The organism is Cyclobacteriaceae bacterium (assembly GCA_013141055.1).
Classification (GTDB): Bacteria; Bacteroidota; Bacteroidia; order Cytophagales; family Cyclobacteriaceae; genus ELB16-189.
Genome location: JABFRS010000001.1, coordinates 893,095 through 912,979 on the forward strand (window position 1 = coordinate 893,095; position 19,885 = coordinate 912,979).

Below are 19,885 nucleotides of genomic sequence, written 5' to 3' on the forward strand. Positions count from 1 at the left end.
AAATCTGCGAATCAGTTTTTAGGATCCTTTGTGCCTTCTGTTGGAAAGCTTCCGAAGCTTCCCACGGAAGAAGTTCCTTTCAATGAATCACCATCAATACTAACTTCCACTTCCACCTTGATAGCATTTGCCCCAAAGGTCAGCGTGTAATTAAATGTCAGTGTCGTTCCATCCAGGGTTATATCCTTTAAGTCAACCGGAGCAGGCATTCTTCCACCAGAAATAGTGCCTGTATATCCTGATCCTTCTTTTTTGAAAACAACTTTGTTATCAGAATTGCCCTGAGGACTTTGAGTAACCGTTGACCAGGTACCTTCAATTTCCGCTTTCGCAGTTCCTTCCGATTTCTTCACTTCTTTCACTTCCATCTTATACATTGCTCCGTCAACAAATACGTAACGAACCTTTGCCTTTTCATTGAAATAAGATTTATCAGTAATAACCATGTTGGCCATCTTGCCATTATCAATGGTACCCATTCTGTCGGAAAGACCAAGCAATTGAGCAGGTGTTGTTGTAAGCGCAGCAAGTGCAGCATCTTCTGTTAAACCCGCCGCAATCATTCTTCTTAAGTTGGCAGGAATATCCTTTGCTTTTGCAGACATCGTTGAAAATCCGAATGGAATGCCAGCCTTCTGGAAGTTAGAGGCTTGTGCAGAATAATTTGCGATTGCTTCTACCCTTCTTTTGTCAAGACCATCCTTCTCAAGCTGAGCTGGTGTCTTTGGTTTTTCAGGCTCCTTCTTTTCTTCTTTCTTGACGTCTTTTTTATCATCCTTCTTTTCGTCTTTCTTCTCATCCTTCTTCACTTCTTCAGGAAGGTCAAGGGACAGGAACACCTTTGTATTGTTAGCTTTCAGTTTAGTAATCAGTGGCCAACCATCTTTCAGGTCTGCTACTACTACTGAGAAATTCAATTCATTCTTTAAAGACAATACCCGATTAGCATCAAGGAATTTTTCAGTCCTGAAAAGAACCGGTAATCTCTGATCGATCACAGGGTAAAAGGCTTCCAGTGTTCTGTCCATCGCCGGGCGCTCAAGACCCGCACGGTTTGAAGCATACATTGATTCATATGATTTCGACAAAGATGCCTGACGATACAGATCACGCCATTTGGCCATCACACCCAGTATCGTTGCAGGGTAGACACCATTCGCGCCAGTAAGTTCAGAGTATAAAGCTGATTTACTCAATAACACCATGGCATCTGCCGAAGCGGCACCTGTCAGGACGATCGAAGCCTGCCCGGGTAAGAAGTTTCCATAAGGAACAACCTGTGCCGTTGTAAATCCAAGGTTCCTTAATTCTTCCAGTGATTTATCAGAAGCGTTTAGGGAATTGCGGACATCAGCTTGCGGTGTTATTCCTGCCCGCTCAGGAGATGGATTACCTGGATCCTTTACTTTGTCGCGGGTTTCCTCCTTGGGTTTGATGACACCTGCACGTGAAAGTCCATCAATGAAGCCTGCATAGGCAAACATAGAATCAGCTTTGATCACGATTGCTTCTGCTGGAATTGAAATTCCTTTTCCAACGCCAACGATCAAACCGTCTTTCACTACAATGGTTCCATTATCGATCTTACGACCGGGACCCTGAATGATCGAAACATTTGTGATCGCGTATGTCCTGATAACAGGCTTTAAATCTTTTTCGTCCTGAGCGATAAGCCAGGAGGGCAATAAAAGGACTACCGTGATGGCAATCCATCGAAAGCGCAAGTTCATGCTAATTAGGTTTGGTTTTAGGTAATAAAAGGTAATGTAAAAAGAAATCTCACAGACCCGCAAACCGCTTACAGGAGTGGTGAATTACCGATGTTAATGCCACCAAATTTCTTTATTTTTCTACCAAATGACATCCTATGCCCAACACACCTCTTGATTCCAAGGTCATCCGCAAAAAATTCCCATCGCTGGAGCGTAAGCATAACGGCAAGCCTCTGATTTATATAGACGGTCCTGCCGGTACGCAGGTTCCGGGAAGTGTAATTGATAGCATGGTCCACTATTATGAAAATTCCAATGCCAATACGCATGGGGCATTTATCACCACTCGTGAAACAGACACTGTCGTCAGCAATGCCCGTGAGTCTATGGCAACATTGCTGAATGCTGAAGGGAAGCAAACAATTTCTCTTGGACAGAATATGACGACATTGAATTTTGCACTTGCCCGGGCTATGTCAAAGTTCCTCCACCCTGGTGATGAAGTTTTAATAACTCAACTCGATCACGAAGCCAATCGTGGACCCTGGCTTACGCTAAGAGATTCAGGAATCAATGTTCGTGAGATCAAACTTCTTTCAAATGGTACACTGGACTACGAAGACTTCTCTTCAAAAATGAATGAGAATACAAGGTTGGTTTGCATGGGCATGTCTTCCAATTGTATTGGCACTGTTAATAATTTTAAGCTTGCCCGCGAACTCACCTATCGTTATAATGCATGGCTGATGCTGGATGCTGTTCACTATGCACCCCACTTCCCGATTGATGTTCAGACGATTGGTTGTGATTTTTTGATTTGCTCTGCATATAAATTCTATGGTCCTCATGTCGGGATACTTTATAGTCGCCCGGGAAATCTTGACAGGCTGCCAACAGAAAGATTAAGAACCACAGAACAAATGGCACCGTACAGTATTGAAACAGGAACATTAAATCATGCTGCTCTCGCAGGAGTATCTGCTGCAGTCGATTTTATTGCAAGTCTTGGCAAAGGAAGTTCACAACGCGAAAAAATTGTGAATGCTTATTCACTAATTGCACAGCATGAGCATGCCCTGGCAAGTCGTCTTTATTCCGGTTTGAAAAAGATAAAGGGTGTGACAATGATTGGTCAGGATTTTTCATCCGATTCAAGAACTCCTACAGTTTCATTTACATTGAAAGGAAAAACGCCTGAGTTTGTCTGCAATCAGATTGCAGCGAAAAACATTTGTGCATGGGATGGGCATTTCTACGCCATCCGTGCAATGGAAGTACTGGGACTTGCAGAGGCCGGTGGAGTTACCCGAATGGGAATATCTGTTTACAATACCAAAGAGGAGATTGATTTTGTAATTGAAGCAGTCAAGAAGATAAAAGACTAAAAATTATGGACAAAAGAGCATTTCTTAAAAGTGCCAGCATGATGGGATTAGGCGGCATTACATCTTTTGATGCATTGGAGAAATTAATCCGAAGTGTTATTCATCTTCCATCGGAAGAGGTCGCTGAGGATGAAGATTTCTGGCTCGCGATCCGCGGTGGGTACAAGCTCAAAACCGACTACATCAATCTTGAGAATGGATACTACTGCATCCTTCCGCAGGAGACCCTGGAAAATTTTATTCAGCATATCCGTGAAATCAATTTTCAGGGAGCGTATTACATGCGCACCGTACAGCATGAGAACAAAAAGAAGATGGCTGCAAAGCTCGCCGCTGTTGCTGGTTGTTCAACAGATGAGTTGATCATCACGCGCAACACAACCGAGTCCTTGGATATGGTCATCGGTGGATTTAAATGGAAAGCAGGAGATGAAGCTGTTTTTGCCATCCAGGATTACGGAGCAATGCAGGACATGTTCAGATTGATGGAAAAGAAACATGGAGTCGTTAACAAAATAGTTTCAGTCCCCAATCACCCTAAATCTGATGAAGAGATTGTTGATCTCTATTCAAAAGCCATTACGCCAAAGACAAAACTCATGATGATCGCTCACATGATCAACATCACCGGACACATACTACCCGTTAGGAAGATCTGTGACATGGCACACAGTAAGGGCGTTCAGGTTATGGTCGATGGAGCTCATGCATTTGCTCATATTAAGTTTTCCATTCCGGATCTGGGTTGCGACTACTATGCTGCGAGTTTGCATAAGTGGCTGAGCGTTCCGCTAGGTGCAGGAATTCTCTATGTGAAGAAAGAGAACATTGAAAAGATATGGCCGCTCCTGGCGGAAGGCGAAAGAAAAGAAGATGACATATCAAGATTAAATCATATTGGAACTCATCCTGTTCACACCGATCTGGCTATTGCAAATGCTATTGACTATTATCAGAAAATAGGTGCAGAAAGAAAAGAAGCTCGACTTCGTTACTTGCAGAACTACTGGACTTCAAAAGTCAGGAGCCTTCCCAACGTAGTTCTCAACACTCCGGAAGACCCCTCCCGCTCTTGTGCGATCGCCAACGTTGGAATAAAAGGAATGAAACCCTCCATGCTGGCAGAGACCCTGTTAAATAAATATAAGATCTATACCGTTTCTATTGGAGATGGAGTAACGGGTAACGTACACGGATGCCGGATCACACCGAATGTTTACACCACGACAAAGGAATTGGACGAGTTTGTAAAAGCAATTACCGAGCTGGCTGCTTAATCAATTCCCGAGATAGAAATCGATCACTTTCTTTTGCAGGAATAAGCTGATAGCAGCCTGTGCACGATTCTGTTTCGCCAAGAGTAAATTATTCTGAGCATTTGACAGTTCGATAAAGTTAGCGGCTCCCACTGAGTACCGGCCGTTCAATGTTTCAAAAGCCTGCGTGGCAGCAATAAGTCCTTTCTCAGAGGTTTCTGTTTGCTGAAGCGCCGTCCGGTAGTTTCCAAGAGCTTGACGTATCTCTGAAACGATTTGAAGATTAACATTCTCATAGTCAATTCGGGCGTTGTTTGCATTCACTCTTGCATAAGCAACATTTGATTTCGTAGTGTACTTGTCAAAAATATTCCACCCGACATTCAGTGCCATGATGCCATAAAGCTGATCCCCTAATTGCGTTCCAAATGAACGTTGGTCAGCTGGTAAACTATTTACGTTTCCGATATAAAGCTTTGAAAAATTTGCCGCCACACCATATGCTCCTGCACTCATTGAAACCCTTGGAAGATATCCGCTCTTGCTTCTCCGGATATTCCATATTGCTGCCTCCTGATTGCGCTGGGAAGATTTCAGATCCACCCGTTGCTCCTGAGCAAGTCTTATCAATGTTTGTTCATTGGTAAAGGCATCGTTCAATGGACTTTCATCGATGATCATTCCGGAAAATTCATAGGTCTTAGAGGGATCCAATCTGAGTCGTTGAAGCAAAAGTATCCTGTCGATGTTCAGCTTGTTAATGGAGTTGGTAAGAAACTGCTGGTCGAGGCTTGTCTGGGATTGCTGCTGATAGAGATCAGACTTAGGTCTTCTTCCGACATTCACCAATTCCGTCAGTTGATTCTCCCGCTTCTGCGAAGTTTGAAAGTTCTGTTCCGCGAAAGCGACAATCTCTTTATCCAGCACCACCTGCAAATATGCCTGAGTAATGTCCAGCCTGATCTGTTGCTGTGCCCTTGTCAGTGACAACTCTGCTATCTCCTTGGTAAGCAAAGCAGCTTTCAACGCTGAGCGGTTGGCATACCCATTATAAATATTGATACTGCTAACAATCTGATAATTGATATTGGTCCGTTGTGAATTTACCAGAGTTGGAGCAGTGACTGTCAATAAATTATTCCCACCTGTATAAGAATAAGTTCCTCCCAAAACCGCATCGGGTAAAAACTGGCCATGTGCGGCTAATACCTGAGCTCCCGTTTGTTCAACAGCGTTCATTCCTTTCAAAACTGCCGTGGAGTTTGTCAACGCAATTTGAATGGACTCTTCAAATGTCAGCGTACGCAAACTATCCTGAGCAGTAGCATGGATGGATACAAGAAGAAAAACAAAAAAGAAAGATCGCACAGTCATCACATCACGGTTTAATGATAACTTTTTGCCCTTCTTCAAGACTGTCGCCAATGTTCAAAGCAATGGTTTCTTTGTCTGTAACACCTTCCAGCACGGTAATTTTGTCGCCCGTGTTCTCCCCTATTTTAACAGATTGAAAATGAATAGCATTATCAGCGTTGAGTGTTGCCACAAAATATTTTCCATCCTTTATGATCAAAGCTTCACGGGGCATCTGAAGTTTCGGTGCACCGGGTGATTGAATTCTTATCTGAACAAAGCTTCCAGGAATGACTTTACTGTCCTTATTATCAAGATCGATTTCTGTCAGCATCATTTTGGTTTTGGAGTCAAGCTCACCGGAGATGCGCGTTACCGTGGCGGATATTTTCTCTGTTGCATTTTCAAAAAGAACCACCTCCACCGGATAGCCCACTTTAATATAGGATGCGTCTTTCTGCTCGACATAGACATAAATCCTTACTTTATCCAACTGAGATATCATTACTACCGGCAAAGCACCTGATGACGCATTGGTAGCGTTCTGCAGCAATGCACCAGCATCAGCATAACGGGCAGTGACGGTTCCGGAAAACGGAGCACGAAGGGTTCTGTATTCCTTTTGCTCAGTAATTGATCTTAACCTCGCCTCTGACATTCTCAATGCAGTTTCGGATTGTTCCTTTTCCTGAGAGGATATGAAATTTTTCTCCAGCAGCGACTGATCGCGACTTAGTATCTTCTTTTTGTTCTCAACATCCGCAGCAATTGAATTATACTCCTGATCAATTTCCGGCGCAATGATCGTAGCAATCACCTGACCTTTGGTGACAACATCACCTTTATCAACATTTATCCTATCCATGTATCCGCTGGTACGGGCATATAAAGTCACAGATTGAAAAGGCCTTACTTCACCAAGCAGCGTAAACTCTCTGCCACCTTTGGACAGGGCTGCCTTTGTAACTTTTACAGTAGGACCTGCCAGAACTTTTGCCTCCCGAACTTCACGCTCCGCGGCAATACCCATCCTTTGCTTGAAGAATAAAAGAACCACTCCTGCAGCAATCAGGATCAATAGCGCCAATCCGCCAATAATAATTTTTCGTGAAGATGTTTCCGTTGATTGTTCCATAACAAAATACTTTTACTGCTCCGCTCCCTTAGACTCTTCGTCAAATTTTAAATCCAATGTATGTATCGGAGGCTCCTGCGTACGCAAAATCGAATACACAACAGGAACCACAAAAAGTGTAACGACTGTAGCCACAAGCAACCCTCCTATTACTGCGCGACCTAACGGCGCATTTTGCTCACCACCCGTTCCTGATCCAATTGCCATCGGAATCATCCCCAACACCATCGCAATGGCTGTCATGAGCACAGGACGCAATCTTGTTTTACCTGCTTCCAATGCTGCATCGAATGCTGATATACTTGAATTCAATCGTATCTCGTTTGCAAAACTTACCAACAGGATCGAATTGGAAACAGCTATTCCAATAGCAACAATGGAACCCATCAGCGATACTACATTGATCGTCGTTCCTGTTATTGCCAGCATCCACAAAATACCAACAAATGCACCCGGAACCGCAATCATTATGATGAATGGATCCAGCCACGATTGAAAAAGAACAACCATCAGCAGATAGACCAATGCAATGGCAAGCACCATTCCCAGTCCCAGCGTGCGGAACGAGTTATTCATTTCCTGGCTTTGTCCCCGAACGGATATTTTCATTCCGGCAGGGAGATCTTTTAGCTCATCGATCTTCGCCTGAATTTCAGATGAGACCGAACCGAGATCACGTCCATCAACGTTGCAATTGATATCAATTACTCTTGCCACCGTGTAATGACTGATAATATTAAACCTGCTCTCTGTTGACAACGTCGAGATATTCCCCAATGATTGTGTCTGCGACATGGGGACATCCAATAAGCCACGCGGACTGTTTCTGGTAATAGGTGTGTTGGCTGAATTAATGGGCGATGCCATCAATCTTTCTACTGAATTCAGCTTAGCCATCGGTACCTTTACTGCCACAGGATAATTGACATTATTGGAGGGGTTGATAAAAAATGATGGAGAAACCAGTGAACTTGAGGACAGTGATATCAGCATGTCATTGGCAACATCCCTTTGGGTAAGACCTAATTGAGCCGCACGCACACGATCCACATTCAACTTCAGAGTAGGATAATCCAATACCTGCCGGATATTAACGTCCTGCGTGCCGGGAATCTTCATCACTTCATCACGAAGCTTTCGCGCGTACTGATATGCGACAACATAGTTAGGAAACTGTACCTGAATATTAATTGGTGATGATAATCCGAAATTCAGAACCTGAGTGACAATATCCGCTGACTGAAAATAAACAACGCATCCAGGGAAGTTGACACTAAAGTCATCACGGATTTTCTGCATGTACTCGCGCGTTGGCTTGTGGCCTTCTTTTAAAGAGATAAGAATGTCAGCGTCCATTCCGCTTGAATTATCTGTGCTCACAAAAGCCGTATTAACAGAAGACGGCTGGCCGATCATGTCATTGATCGCCTGAAGTTCGTCAGCAGGAATGATCTGTTGAATGCGGTCTTCTGCCTGATCAACAAGTTTTTCGGTTTCTTCAATCCTTGTTCCTGAAGGTGCCCTGAAATGGAGCTTCATCAAACCCGTATCGGTTGATGGAAAGAAATCCGTACCCACGACAAATAACAAACCAGATGAAAATACCAGGATAAGAATCGCGACGGTCAGCGTAAATCTTTTGTTGATCAACATGCTGTGGAGCAGTCTTCCATAACTTTCCCTGAACCGATCGAATCCTTTATCTCTCCATGCATTAAAGCGCTGTGAAAATTTCGGCTTTGTATGACCAGGTGCCAATGTATCATGATGAAGATGCTCGTGTTCCATGAACATCCGTGAAAGCGTTACCACCAATGTGCGTGACAACACATAGGAAGCAAGCATTGCCAGCACAACGGACAAGGCCATAGGTGTAAACAGGAATCGCGATGGACCTGTGAGCAGAATAACTGGGAAGAATACAATGCAAATAGCCAGAGTAGCCATCAATGCCGGAACAGAAATCTCGCGTGCTCCATCGAGGATTGCTACTGTTAAAGGTTTACCCAATAGTCTGTTCCTGTGAATATTTTCAACCGTAACCGTGGCATCGTCCACCAGCATACCAATGGCAAGGGAAAGGCCTCCCAAGGTCATGATGTTAATTGAGTTTCCAGTAAGGTTTAATCCTATGATGGAAACGAGGATTGCCAGTGGTATCGAAGTACAAACAATGATCACACTTCTCCAGCTTCCAAGGAAAAACAATATCATAAGTGACACAAGAACAGAGGCTGCTACTCCTTCGTGTAAAACGCTCTCAATAGAATTTTTTACAAAGACAGATTGATCAAAGTCAACCTGCATGTCCAGTCCTTCCGGAGCAACCTCTTTAATAGAGGGAATGATGTCTCGCGCCGCTTCCACCACGGCAAGAGTAGAAGCGTTTGATTTCTTTAAGATCGTGAGATAAGTTGCCCGGTTACGATTTACCCTTACAATATTCGTCTGATCCGCAAAGCTGTCGGATACTTTTGCAACATCCCCAAGCCTGACAGGAATTCCGTTGACAATCTTTACAGGAATATCTCCAAATTGTTCAATCGTCTCAGCACTTGAATTAAGAGCAACATTATATTCCGTACCTCCGATTCGTGCTGTTCCAGCGGGGATAATCACATTGGAAGCCTGAATAGCAGCGAGCACGTCTGATGGAGATAGACCTTTTGCTCCCAACGCAACAGGATCAACATCTACTATGATCATACGGGTTTTACCGCCATACGGCCATGGTGTTGATAATCCCGGAATTGTAAAAAGTCTTAGTCGGATAAAATTCAGACCGTAATCATACATGCGATCTTCTGTCAGTGTTTTACTGCTGAGAGTAAGCTGCGCTACCGGGAGATTGGAAGCATTGAACTGCAAAATTCCAGGTGGCTGCATTCCTGGAGGCATGTTTCGAACGGAAGTATTTGACACTGCAGTCATCTGGGCAATGGCAGCACCGATGTCTGTTCCCTGTTGAAAATAAACTTTAAGATAGGCTATGCCCGGATAGGATTGTGATTCAATTCGCTCCACTCTATTGACAGTTGTTGATATTCCTCTTTCACTGATGAGTGTGACGCGCTTCTCAACTTCGTCGGCAGAAAGTCCAGGGTAAGACCACACCATAGCAACTACAGGAATGTCAATAACCGGGAAGATATCGACCAGCATCCTGCGGATGGAAAGCACTCCCATGATGAGAATAAAAAAGGCCAATACGCCGATAGTATAGGGTCTGCGTAAAGCCAGTCGTACGATCCACATATTTGCTAGACTATGCTGGTTTGCAAAATATCCTCACCTGTAGGGTGACAGAAGGGACAAATGAAATGGTAAAAGAACGCCAGAACAAGCCCTTCTCCTTCTAATTTTATAAGCGGTTATTGAAAACGGTTGCTGACTGGTTTCCGAGTATATAATTACACATTCAAGAACCTTAAACTATCTTAATTTCTTCAGGAATACTTTTTGTTGCCTGCTCTACTGAATCAAATATTACAATCATATGAGAACGAATTATCCATCGCTCGGCATAAGAAACCGTAGCAGACATGATTATGGTGAATGGGGAAATGGAAGTTTTACCCAGAACACCTCACAACGTGAATTCGATCGCGTGAACTCAAATTACGACAGGAACGAACAGGATAGTATTTATAATGAATCATCTGACAAGAGGCGTACACGGTATGACGTTGATCAGGATGAGAAACCAACCTGGGGACGTACTAATAATGAAGCATATATCTGGGAAAATTCCGGAAGACAGGAACATCACAATACCTCCCGCTGGCCGGAATCCAATGAAGGATTGCATCGTGGAAAAGGTCCTAAAGGATATAAGCGTACCGACGAACGAATTCAGGAAGATATCCATGATCGCCTTACGTACGACAATTTTGTTGACGCTTCCAATATTGAAGTGTCAGTTAAAGCCGGGGAAGTAACATTAACCGGGACAGTTGCTGAAAGATCAGAAAAACGAAGGGCAGAAGATCTTGCCGAACAGGTTTCAGGTGTCATTCATCTTGAGAATCGTCTTCGGGTAGATAGTAGCTTTAATCAATCCGATAAAAATGAATCAGAGCATCACTATAAATCTCTGATAAGATCCCATCATTAATACGAATGTTGAGATTGAGAAGCCATCCTGCGTCATAGCAGGATGGCTTTTTTGTGGAATCAATTTCGGGTTGAGGAGAAAAATCCACAGCGAAAAAATCATAGGGCCAGAATCTGAGGAAAATCGAATCATCCTATCCGGCATGATTATGAAGCCTTATATACCGAACTCAAAATCCCTCGCATATGGAACAGATTTCCCAAGTCCTATTCGCCCTTGATAAAATGGCAGACATCAATGATCAGCGCGTTAACCGCTACAAGCACCTTGCGGAAAAATCGAAGGATGTTGAATCAAAATTGTTCTTTATGCAATATGCTATACAGGCTCAAACCTTTACTGCTACCCTTAACAAATGGAGAGTAGCGTATGGCGCAACACCTCATACACCTAAGAAAGGAAGTCTGATGTCTCAGGCATATTCACACTTTATGAAGGTTGTTTCACTTGGAAGCAAGGCTTTTGAATTGAGAGAATGTGAAGTGATGGAATCCAATGCTTTGAAGACCTATAGAACCGCTACAGCTCTGTCTTTCCTTCCTGTGGCAACGCTTCAGGATATCACAAGTCAAACAAATGAACTTGAAAAAGCACATTATACACTGAAGGCATTCCGTGAAAACGGTGCTCATCAGTGGCAGGCTGCTTTCGCTTAAACATTCCGGATTGATCCATTGCATTTTATGATGGACCTGACATCACAAATCATCTGGCTATTCATTTTACCGATACCCATTGCATGCATTGCATGGACGGTTACCCACGAAGAGATATTTTCCGAACCCCATCAATACTGTGTTAAAAGAAGCAAGGAAAGTAAGAACATCCTTGCGAGAAAATTCTTCTACCTGTTTACCTGCGAATATTGCTTCAGTCACTACATCACCATCATCATGCTCGTCTTAACTGAATTTCATTTACTGATGGATGGCTGGCGGGGATATGTTATTGCCGGCTTTGCACTTGTCTGGATCGCCAATGTTTATATGAGTCTCTATAATATGATCCGGATCGACATTAAAAAAGAGAAGATCATTACTGAGATTGAAGAGAAGAAAATCTAAGTCCATTAAAATCCCATCCCTGACCTAAAATCGGCTCAGAAACCTGTTAATTCCCAAATTGCCTTAAATCGGCGACACTCAGTACACTAAATCCACAACTCACGTCATTCTTGTTGATTTGACTGTATCCCTGGACCACCTTTGTCTCGTCTATAGACTAAAATGAATCCCATGAAAACGCTCATCGCCTTCTTCATCGCCTTTTTTGTTGCCGCCTCCGCCATGGCCCAGTCCCAAACTGAGGTTTACACCAATAATAAGTCGACTTCAAAAATCAAGATCAGCCACTCCAACGGGGTCAGCAATTTCAATGTCGAAATCAGGGGCAAAATTGAAATGTCCGATGATGACAAGGATATCAAAAGCATGTCACCAGACGGATATCTGGAAATCACCAAGACTGTTTTCGGAAGCAGACGCTCAATCATTATAACTCCACAAGCAAACAGTCTGAAGCGCGAGTACTATGAAGGACGCACTTCTGTTCCATTTGAACCAGAAGGACGCAAGTGGTTGTCTGAGATACTTCCTGAACTTCTTAGAAGCACTACCATTGGGGCAGAAAGTCGCGTAAGCCGCTTCTATCGCCAGGGTGGATCTAAATCCGTACTCGAAGAAATTGGAAGATTGGAAAGTGATCACGTAAAGGCGCATTATGCAAACGCATTGATGGCATTAAATCTTCCTGAAAAAGATTATTCAAACATCATTTCCAAAGTTGCAGAATCTGTTGAATCCGATCATTACCTCACTGAATTCCTGAAAGGAAACATGAACAAGTTTCTTCTGAACAAAGAAGCAACCGACGCTGTGTTTGCCGCAACTCAAAAAATGGATTCTGATCATTACAGAACCGAAGTGATCAAGGAAGCATTGCGCAGCGGACCAGCTTCACCAGAAAGTATAAAGATCATCATGCAGGCTACCTCCACCATGGAGTCTGACCACTACAAAACTGAAGTCATCTCCAATCTTTTAAGACAAAACAATCTTACTGAAGCTACTATTTCCGAAATGATCAATACTACCCGTTCTATCAACTCAGATCATTATCGCAGCGTTGTTCTTAACAAGGCACTGAACAAGCAAGGGCTTTCTTCAGTTTCTTATGTTAAAGTATTGGAATCAGTAAAAGACATCGAATCTGATCATTACAAGACTGAGGTTTTAACCAACCTACTTCGCAATAATCTTAACAGTGAAGCTCAAATCAATCTTATAAGTGTCGCAGGAACTATTGATTCTGATCACTATATCACTGTGGTTGCCAACGAAGTCATCAAGAGACAAACTATGTCGGATGAAGTTTTTCAAAAGCTCCTCACTACGATCGGGGGAAATGACAGCGATCATTACACTGCTTCATTTTTGCAAAACGCGCTGGAGCGTCCAAATCTTTCCAGGCAGAACATGCAGGCCATTCTGCAATCCGCCGGGAATATTGATTCAGATCATTACATCACAGAAGTGCTGACACGTGCTGCTCCAAAGATCAAGCTTATGAATGACGCTGCATTGAAAGATGCTTATCGCGCCATCGCCAAAAAGATTGATTCTGAGACTTACTACGGAAGAGCCCTGCGAGCGATCGAATAATCACCTATTTACATTTGCTCATCTGATTTTCCTTCAGGCTAAAATTCTGTAGTTTCAAGTCCTTATGTTCACGGCATCCCTTTCAAGAAAACAATCCATGCGCAAATATTTGCTGCTGCTGATCGGGTGCACAACCATCGGACTTGTTTTCTTTACATTCATTCACTACAGTGAAACAGGGGCCATCCCGACATTCCGTTTACAAAGTGAGAAGTACATGGTGGCCATCCTCATTACCAATGCGCTGGGGTTCGTAATCTTTCAAATCGACCGGCTGCTCGACAAGATCATTCACTGGAAAAGTAATTTTCTATTGAGATTCATCAGTGGGCTTGGCGCCAATATCCTTCTGATCATTTTGTTCTTTGCATTTATCGGGAAACACATCTTCGAGATCAATGGTGAGGCACCTATCAAGCTCACGATGCTCTTTATCATTTCAATCTTTATTTATGAGATATTCTATGGCCTGTTTTATTCTTATCGCCACTATGCAGTAACGCAGGCAGAGCAACTCCGCTCCGAGCGGTGGCAGCTTGAACTGCAGTTTGAATCATTAAAAAGTCAGATCAGCCCGCATTACCTTTTCAATTGTCTTAATACAGTCTCATCCTTACTCTATAAAGACACCCGGGTGGCGGAAGAATTCATCAGAAGGATGGCAGATACTTTCCGGTATGTTTTAAATCATCAGACACAAAAGCTTGTGCCACTGAGAGAAGAGCTGGAGTTTGTCAAGTCCTACTACTTTCTGCTTCAGGTCCGTTACGAATACCATCTGCAGCTTGAGATCAATGTCCCCCAGAATATTCTGGATTCAATGATTCCCCCCATGACACTTCAGTTACTGGTAGAGAATGCAGTGAAACATAATTCCATCAGCAAAGACCAACCCCTGCTCGTTTATATCAGTGCAGTTGACAACACCAGCCTCATTATTTACAACACGAAGACCAGCAGCCTTAAACCTGTTACCAGCTTCCGTGTTGGGTTGGAAAATATTCACAAACGCTACAGTTTCTTTACTCATGAAAAAGTAATTGTACGCGATGACGAAAAGTTCCTGGTTCAGCTACCGGTCTTAAAAAAGAATCTGGCGTTATGAAAAGAATATTCATTCATAATCCCTTCTTCAGGATTTTTGCTCCGCCAGTGTTCGGTATTCTGGTGTATCTCATCATTCTTTTAGTCAATAATAATGTTGAGCAGCTCGGAACTTTGTTTATCAATCAGGAGGTTTATGTCAGCATTGTGTTAAGCCTCATCGCATTTGAATCAATGCGACTGACCATTGTACTATTGCAAAAAATCTCGTTGCCAGTCAAAAATAAGTTTGCTCTGGAAATCCTGATCACGACAGTTGTCAGCGTTGCCATGGTGCTGATTGCCATTACTCAATATTATAAATTCGGAATTGGCTTCGACATCAGCCCAAGAGAGTTGCTTCTCTTCGGAGTCATCTATGGACTGACAGCCTTGCTTTATAATGCACTCTATATTGGCAATCAGTATTTGCATCAGGAAAATACCCAACGGATCGAGCAAGAGCATAAGCTGCGCGAAAGCCTGGAATCAGAGTTTACATCCTTCCGCCAGGAGATCAATCCTGATCTTCTTTATGATAGCCTGGAAGAATTGATCCTTTGTCTTCATAAAAATGCAGATGCTTCTGAAGAACTGATTGATAGCCTGGCAGCATTATACCGCTATCAGTTGATCAATCGTCAAAAAGAGTTTGTAGCACTTTCTGAAGAAATTCTGGCTATCAACAATCTTCTTCGGTTGGCCAACCAAAAACATCATCATCACATTAAATGGAGCAACAGTGTCCGGAATGCAGAGAATATTTACCTGATGCCCGGCGCGCTGATCACAACCATTGATTCGATCTTGCGGAATACTTTAATCTCTGCAGACTCTCCTTTGGTACTTTCTCTCGAACAGGAGGATGATGATTACTTTGTGCTCCATCACGATCTGAATGATAAATTACAATTGCATCCTGAGAGCCTTCAGGCCTTTCAACGTTTACAACGCTCGTATTCAGTTTATAGTGACCGGCCATTCATTCAAATAAAAGCAGGTCGCGAAAATTATATTAAATTTCCGCTGATCACTGTAGATCATACCGTAACCGAACCTGCATGAGTCTCGCTCTGAACGTCCTGATTGTTGAAGATGAAACCCCGGCGGTGGAGAAGCTGGAGCGTTATCTTCAAAAGTACAGTTCGGAAATAAAAGTAAAAGGGACCTGCGACTCAGTCACTTCAGCCGTCAGCTGGCTCACCGAAAATCAGACTTCGATCGATCTCATCTTCATGGACATTCAACTGAAGGATGGGTTAAGCTTCGAAATTTTCCAAAAGGTGACGGTACAAAAGCCTGTGATCTTTATTACTGCCTATAATGAATACGCACTTGACGCTTTCAAAGTAAACAGTATCGATTACCTGTTAAAGCCAGTAACCTTTACCGATCTCAGCGCCAGTCTGCAAAAGCTTGAAAATCTCAGAGATCAGTTGGTCATGAATGATTCAAAGCTTGAAAAGATCAAATCCCTCGCAATTGAGAGTTCCGCGAAAAGCTACAAGAACCGGTTCATGGTGAAGGTTGGAGATCACATTCGCTCAATCACAACGGATCAGGTTATTCTCTTTTTCGCCGACGGCCGGGACGTTTATCTTGTTACCCAACAACTGCGCAAGTTTATCATTGACTTCACCCTGGAATCCCTTGAAGAAGTCCTGACGCCATCGTCCTTCTATAGAGTTAACCGCACATACATTTTAAACATTCATTTCATTCAGGACGTGGTGGTCTATTCCAACAGTCGACTGAAAATTGCCACACAACCTGTATGGGATAAGGAGATTATCGTGAGTCGGGAAAAGGTGAATGAGTTTAAGGAGTGGTTCGACGGGAATAATTCAAATTGAAAATCAGATCAGGATTAAGAATTCTCTTCCAGGCCGCTGGCAAGATCCTTAAGCCATTGCGGTGAAGCAGAAGTTGGAGTGTTGATCTTAACAACAATTCCATTTGGATCATGAAGAGTAATCGACATCATTCCCAGATGTGATTTTTCTGGTCCTGTAAAAGTTGCCTTCTTTCTCGTCAGTTCTTTGGTAGCAATGTCCAAATCATTGGTGAGAAAACTGATGGAGATCACTCCCTTTGGAATATGCTCAGAAAAATTCAAGTCCATGGCATTGACATTCGTTCGGTAAACTTTCAATGCCGGCTGGTCTACTGAAGTTTCAAGACCCAGCACATTGCTATAAAAGGATTTGCTCTCAGCAACGTCGCCTGAACCGTATTCTATCTCATGTAATCTTAACTTCATACTTTGGCCTTCAAAATTTCAGTAATGCATACCCTTTCATCTGGTAAGTGGTGAGAGTCGTGAGCATGGAGGTAGCCACCTTCACTTCCGGCACCAGTTTATTACGGTCTACTTCCCTCCCAATGAGTGATTGCCCGCAAACAAATATCTTCACTCCTGCAGCTTCCAGCTCTTTATACAGTTTGAGATTGGGATTGTCCACTTTATACTTTGAAAGATAAGAAGCATTGTCCATTGCGGTATACGTTGCTCCTCCATGAATCGCAATCACAACATTCATGTTCTTTGAAGGAACTCCCCCAATGGCATGCAGGTTCAGCATTCTCGCTACATTGTTCAATGCCCAGTTAATTGTATCCGGCTTTTCACTGGGGCGCTCCACTTCAATAACAATGTTGTAAACCATTTTCGGATCAGGCTTCTCAACAGCATAGGGAATTTCAAAAACCCCTCCCGTACTTTTAATAACCGGATTAACGCGCGACTGGGAATATCCCGATGCAGACATCAGGCTGATTGCTATGAAAAGAATTTTTTTCATGAATACTGAGTTTTATTATAAATGATCCTTTAAAATATTTATTCCTGCCACCAGAATCAATACCGCTGTAATTCTCCTGATATAGACCGGATCAAATTTCCTGACGCCTAAGCGCGATCCAATCTGTCCACCCACCAGCACCGCGAGCAGTAATGGAACAAGAAATTGCCAGCTCAATTCAGGAACACCCCTGTTGAATTGTCCTGCAAGACCTCCAATTGAATTCACCATGATGAATAAACTCGCCAATGCAGAAATTCTCCTGGGCTCTGACCATCTCAACATGTGCAGTACTGGCGAAAGAAAAATGCCCCCTCCTATTCCAACAAGTCCGGACAACAGACCGATGCATCCCCCCAGAATAACCTTCAGAGTAGTAGATTCTTTAACTGCACTCCCTTCCTGTGTTTGTTTTTTTTCAGATTGAAACCACAAAAGAAATGGAACAATGACAAGTGTGACGCCCAGTAAAATAAAGAAAGTATGCTCTTCAATTTTCCAGAAACCTCCCAGATATGCCATTGGAATACTTGCCGATAGATAAGGCCATGCATCTTTAAAGGAAAGTTTTCCCTCATTATAGAAAATGATCAGTCCCCCTGTCACTACAACGATATTACAGAACAACGCTGTTGAGCGAATGACCGGAAACGCGATGGCAAAGAATGGAAGCGCGAGCAACGCGAGATAACTTGATCCTCCACCAAAACCAACGGAAGAATAGATTAATGCTATAAGGAAAAATGCTGCAACAAGAAAGTAAAACTCCATTGTCCGATCAAGCTCTTTTGACCTCGATAGAGATCAGTGCCTTTACATGCCTTCTTCCCGTTTTAAAATCTTTGGGAGAAATCATCAATATAGCACCATCCATATCTTTAACAGATTTGCCGTCTTTCTCAGTAACAATATAAACGGAGTCACCCACAACGGTATTGAAGATTTCATTCCATGAGTAAACCACCGTATATCCGTCATTGGCTTTACAGATGAAATAATATTCACTCAATAACTTCGGACTGTCAGAAGTGATCTCCACAGACCCAAGAACGTCTTTCAGCAAGATTCCCTTCAAACCCTTTACTTCACTTTTCTTCTCACCGAGATGATTGGTAATCACAACATCACCAATAGGTATCGACTTCCACTTTGTTAAATCAGTAATTTGAATTGTGACTGGCGACTTGACAGCTCCTGAAATAGTAAATGAGGCACTTGGCACATCCTGTTTTTGTGCCAATGCATTTATGCTCAATACCAAAACACAAACGCAAAATATTATTGATCTCATAGCTTTTATTTATCCACCGATTGTTGACATTGATTCAGATACCAAATGCCCTTTTCTATTCTGCTCAGCTTCAAAACCATCTTTCGGACGACTTGAAAAAGCTTTGAGCAAATATTCCTTCAACTCCTCATCTGTTAGTCCTGACCGCATAAGGTCTTTGATATTTAAAACACCATCATCATACAGACATGTTTTCAAAACTCCCTGTGCGGTGACTCTGATCCGATTGCATGTTCCACAAAAGGTTCTGCTAAAAGCTGCTATCACTCCAATGTTACCTTTGAATCCAGGAATGCGATAATGAATTGCCGTTGCATTCTTAGGATCTTCTATCTTCTCAAGATTGGGAAACTCATTTCTGATATGATCCAGAATCTTTTTATACGTCCATGCCAGCGTTGAGTAATGACTCCCTTCACCATTGAAGGGCATTTCTTCAATAAACCTTACAGACACATCCTTATCCTTCGTCAATTCGATAAGCGGAAGGATATCTTCAATATTCTTTCCTTCCATTACCACCGTGTTAATCTTGACAGGGATCCTATGTTCCAGCAATGAATCCAGCGTGGCCCGGGTTTTCCCAAACTCATCCCGTCGCGTAATGATCTTGTAGCGGTTGCGATCGAGGGTATCCATGCTGAGGTTCACCGATGCAATTCCCAATGCTTTCAATTCAGGAATATACTGACCTGTGAGAATACCATTCGTAGTGAGATGAACATCCTCAATGCCTTTCATCTTTACTATTCTCCTGATCAATTCCATAAGGTCCGTTCTGACGAATGGCTCTCCACCCGTCAATCTTACTTTCGTAATTCCCATCGATGCCATGAGACTTACCAGCCTTTCTATTTCCTCAAAGCTTAACAATTCTTTTTTCGGCAAGTAGTGAATCCCCTCTTCCGGCATGCAATAAAAGCACCTGAGATTGCAACGATCCGTCACCGCCAATCTTAGATAGTTGACGGGTCTTCCATGATTATCAAAAAGTTGCTGTACTGGCATTCGATTACGAAGATCAGCAAAAATAAGCTTAATAGATCATCTAAAAAGAATTGGTTGCGCGGCAGATTCCTTCCTTGAAGGGAATTA

The 19,885-nt window shown here is 42.9% G+C and carries 18 protein-coding genes; 9 read left to right on the forward strand and 9 right to left on the reverse strand.

Annotation, left to right across the window (positions count from 1 at the left end):
• Window positions 1-11: 11 nt before the first annotated feature.
• Complete coding sequence (locus tag HOP08_03865; protein NOT74041.1) at window positions 12-1,730, reverse strand: amidohydrolase family protein; 1,719 nt, start codon at window positions 1,728-1,730, stop codon at window positions 12-14.
• A gap of 137 nt (window positions 1,731-1,867) precedes the next feature.
• Here HOP08_03865 and HOP08_03870 point away from each other — a divergent pair, with 137 nt between their 5' ends.
• Entirely contained in the window at window positions 1,868-3,097 is a 1,230-nt protein-coding gene (locus tag HOP08_03870) for a cysteine desulfurase-like protein (GenBank protein ID NOT74042.1), read from the forward strand.
• 5 nt (window positions 3,098-3,102) lie between these two features.
• Window positions 3,103-4,374 carry an aminotransferase class V-fold PLP-dependent enzyme gene (locus HOP08_03875; GenBank protein NOT74043.1) on the forward strand — a complete coding sequence of 424 codons (1,272 nt, stop codon included), beginning with the start codon at window positions 3,103-3,105 and terminating at the stop codon, window positions 4,372-4,374.
• Here the strand turns inward: HOP08_03875 and HOP08_03880 are convergent, their stop codons facing one another.
• The 3 genes from HOP08_03880 to HOP08_03890 are packed head-to-tail and all read right to left on the reverse strand — an operon-like array spanning window position 4,375 to window position 10,096.
• Window positions 4,375-5,727, reverse strand: a complete 1,353-nt coding sequence (locus HOP08_03880; protein ID NOT74044.1) for a TolC family protein — start codon at window positions 5,725-5,727, stop codon at window positions 4,375-4,377.
• A 4-nt stretch (window positions 5,728-5,731) separates the two neighbouring features.
• Window positions 5,732-6,841 (reverse strand): efflux RND transporter periplasmic adaptor subunit, encoded by a 1,110-nt coding sequence (locus HOP08_03885; GenBank protein ID NOT74045.1) that lies wholly within the window; start codon window positions 6,839-6,841, stop codon window positions 5,732-5,734.
• Window positions 6,842-6,853: 12 nt separating this feature from the next.
• Complete coding sequence (locus HOP08_03890; protein ID NOT74046.1) at window positions 6,854-10,096, reverse strand: efflux RND transporter permease subunit; 3,243 nt, start codon at window positions 10,094-10,096, stop codon at window positions 6,854-6,856.
• Between the two features lie 241 nt (window positions 10,097-10,337).
• Between HOP08_03890 and HOP08_03895 the strand changes: the two genes are divergently transcribed.
• The 7 genes from HOP08_03895 to HOP08_03925 all read left to right on the forward strand — a co-directional run bounded on the left by HOP08_03895 (window position 10,338) and on the right by HOP08_03925 (window position 16,551).
• On the forward strand, window positions 10,338-10,955 hold the full coding sequence (locus tag HOP08_03895; protein NOT74047.1) for a BON domain-containing protein: 618 nt from the start codon (window positions 10,338-10,340) through the stop codon (window positions 10,953-10,955).
• A 185-nt stretch (window positions 10,956-11,140) separates the two neighbouring features.
• Window positions 11,141-11,611, forward strand: coding sequence for a hypothetical protein (locus HOP08_03900; GenBank protein NOT74048.1), 471 nt, complete (start codon window positions 11,141-11,143; stop codon window positions 11,609-11,611).
• 30 nt (window positions 11,612-11,641) lie between these two features.
• Window positions 11,642-12,019 (forward strand): hypothetical protein, encoded by a 378-nt coding sequence (locus HOP08_03905; GenBank protein ID NOT74049.1) that lies wholly within the window; start codon window positions 11,642-11,644, stop codon window positions 12,017-12,019.
• 171 nt (window positions 12,020-12,190) lie between these two features.
• Window positions 12,191-13,615 (forward strand): hypothetical protein, encoded by a 1,425-nt coding sequence (locus HOP08_03910; protein ID NOT74050.1) that lies wholly within the window; start codon window positions 12,191-12,193, stop codon window positions 13,613-13,615.
• Window positions 13,616-13,712: 97 nt separating this feature from the next.
• The gene (locus tag HOP08_03915) at window positions 13,713-14,720 is read left to right on the forward strand and encodes a histidine kinase (GenBank protein ID NOT74051.1); all 1,008 of its coding nucleotides are present in this window, start codon (window positions 13,713-13,715) and stop codon (window positions 14,718-14,720) included.
• Complete coding sequence (locus tag HOP08_03920; protein ID NOT74052.1) at window positions 14,717-15,763, forward strand: histidine kinase; 1,047 nt, start codon at window positions 14,717-14,719, stop codon at window positions 15,761-15,763. The genes HOP08_03915 and HOP08_03920 overlap by 4 nt, the downstream gene beginning before the upstream one ends.
• An 8-nt stretch (window positions 15,764-15,771) precedes the next feature.
• Window positions 15,772-16,551, forward strand: coding sequence for a response regulator transcription factor (locus HOP08_03925; GenBank protein ID NOT74053.1), 780 nt, complete (start codon window positions 15,772-15,774; stop codon window positions 16,549-16,551).
• Between the two features lie 14 nt (window positions 16,552-16,565).
• On the opposite strand, the gene HOP08_03930 is transcribed toward HOP08_03925, so the two are convergent.
• Genes HOP08_03930 through moaA form a run of 5 tightly spaced genes read right to left on the reverse strand, consistent with a single transcriptional unit; the run spans window position 16,566 to window position 19,798 of the window.
• Window positions 16,566-16,958 (reverse strand): VOC family protein, encoded by a 393-nt coding sequence (locus HOP08_03930; protein ID NOT74054.1) that lies wholly within the window; start codon window positions 16,956-16,958, stop codon window positions 16,566-16,568.
• A 10-nt stretch (window positions 16,959-16,968) separates the two neighbouring features.
• Window positions 16,969-17,499 carry a DsrE family protein gene (locus HOP08_03935; GenBank protein ID NOT74055.1) on the reverse strand — a complete coding sequence of 177 codons (531 nt, stop codon included), beginning with the start codon at window positions 17,497-17,499 and terminating at the stop codon, window positions 16,969-16,971.
• A gap of 15 nt (window positions 17,500-17,514) precedes the next feature.
• Window positions 17,515-18,270 (reverse strand): sulfite exporter TauE/SafE family protein, encoded by a 756-nt coding sequence (locus tag HOP08_03940; protein ID NOT74056.1) that lies wholly within the window; start codon window positions 18,268-18,270, stop codon window positions 17,515-17,517.
• 7 nt (window positions 18,271-18,277) lie between these two features.
• Window positions 18,278-18,790, reverse strand: a complete 513-nt coding sequence (locus tag HOP08_03945; GenBank protein ID NOT74057.1) for a molybdopterin-binding protein — start codon at window positions 18,788-18,790, stop codon at window positions 18,278-18,280.
• Between the two features lie 9 nt (window positions 18,791-18,799).
• Window positions 18,800-19,798: a GTP 3',8-cyclase MoaA gene (moaA, locus tag HOP08_03950; GenBank protein NOT74058.1), complete on the reverse strand. Its 999-nt coding sequence runs from the start codon at window positions 19,796-19,798 to the stop codon at window positions 18,800-18,802.
• Window positions 19,799-19,885: the final 87 nt, after the last annotated feature.

Excerpts from the sequence above, each read along its gene's own strand:
- HOP08_03865 (NOT74041.1), bottom strand. The coding sequence starts at position 1,730 with ATGAACTTGCGCTTTCGATGGATTGCCATCACGGTAGTCCTTTTATTG.
- HOP08_03870 (NOT74042.1), top strand. The coding sequence starts at position 1,868 with ATGCCCAACACACCTCTTGATTCCAAGGTCATCCGCAAAAAATTCCCA.
- HOP08_03875 (NOT74043.1), top strand. The coding sequence starts at position 3,103 with ATGGACAAAAGAGCATTTCTTAAAAGTGCCAGCATGATGGGATTAGGC.
- HOP08_03880 (NOT74044.1), bottom strand. The coding sequence starts at position 5,727 with ATGACTGTGCGATCTTTCTTTTTTGTTTTTCTTCTTGTATCCATCCAT.
- HOP08_03885 (NOT74045.1), bottom strand. The coding sequence starts at position 6,841 with ATGGAACAATCAACGGAAACATCTTCACGAAAAATTATTATTGGCGGA.
- HOP08_03890 (NOT74046.1), bottom strand. The coding sequence starts at position 10,096 with ATGTGGATCGTACGACTGGCTTTACGCAGACCCTATACTATCGGCGTA.
- HOP08_03895 (NOT74047.1), top strand. The coding sequence starts at position 10,338 with ATGAGAACGAATTATCCATCGCTCGGCATAAGAAACCGTAGCAGACAT.
- HOP08_03900 (NOT74048.1), top strand. The coding sequence starts at position 11,141 with ATGGAACAGATTTCCCAAGTCCTATTCGCCCTTGATAAAATGGCAGAC.
- HOP08_03905 (NOT74049.1), top strand. The coding sequence starts at position 11,642 with ATGGACCTGACATCACAAATCATCTGGCTATTCATTTTACCGATACCC.
- HOP08_03910 (NOT74050.1), top strand. The coding sequence starts at position 12,191 with ATGAAAACGCTCATCGCCTTCTTCATCGCCTTTTTTGTTGCCGCCTCC.
- HOP08_03915 (NOT74051.1), top strand. The coding sequence starts at position 13,713 with ATGCGCAAATATTTGCTGCTGCTGATCGGGTGCACAACCATCGGACTT.
- HOP08_03920 (NOT74052.1), top strand. The coding sequence starts at position 14,717 with ATGAAAAGAATATTCATTCATAATCCCTTCTTCAGGATTTTTGCTCCG.
- HOP08_03930 (NOT74054.1), bottom strand. The coding sequence starts at position 16,958 with ATGAAGTTAAGATTACATGAGATAGAATACGGTTCAGGCGACGTTGCT.
- HOP08_03935 (NOT74055.1), bottom strand. The coding sequence starts at position 17,499 with ATGAAAAAAATTCTTTTCATAGCAATCAGCCTGATGTCTGCATCGGGA.
- HOP08_03940 (NOT74056.1), bottom strand. The coding sequence starts at position 18,270 with ATGGAGTTTTACTTTCTTGTTGCAGCATTTTTCCTTATAGCATTAATC.
- HOP08_03945 (NOT74057.1), bottom strand. The coding sequence starts at position 18,790 with ATGAGATCAATAATATTTTGCGTTTGTGTTTTGGTATTGAGCATAAAT.
- moaA (NOT74058.1), bottom strand. The coding sequence starts at position 19,798 with ATGCCAGTACAGCAACTTTTTGATAATCATGGAAGACCCGTCAACTAT.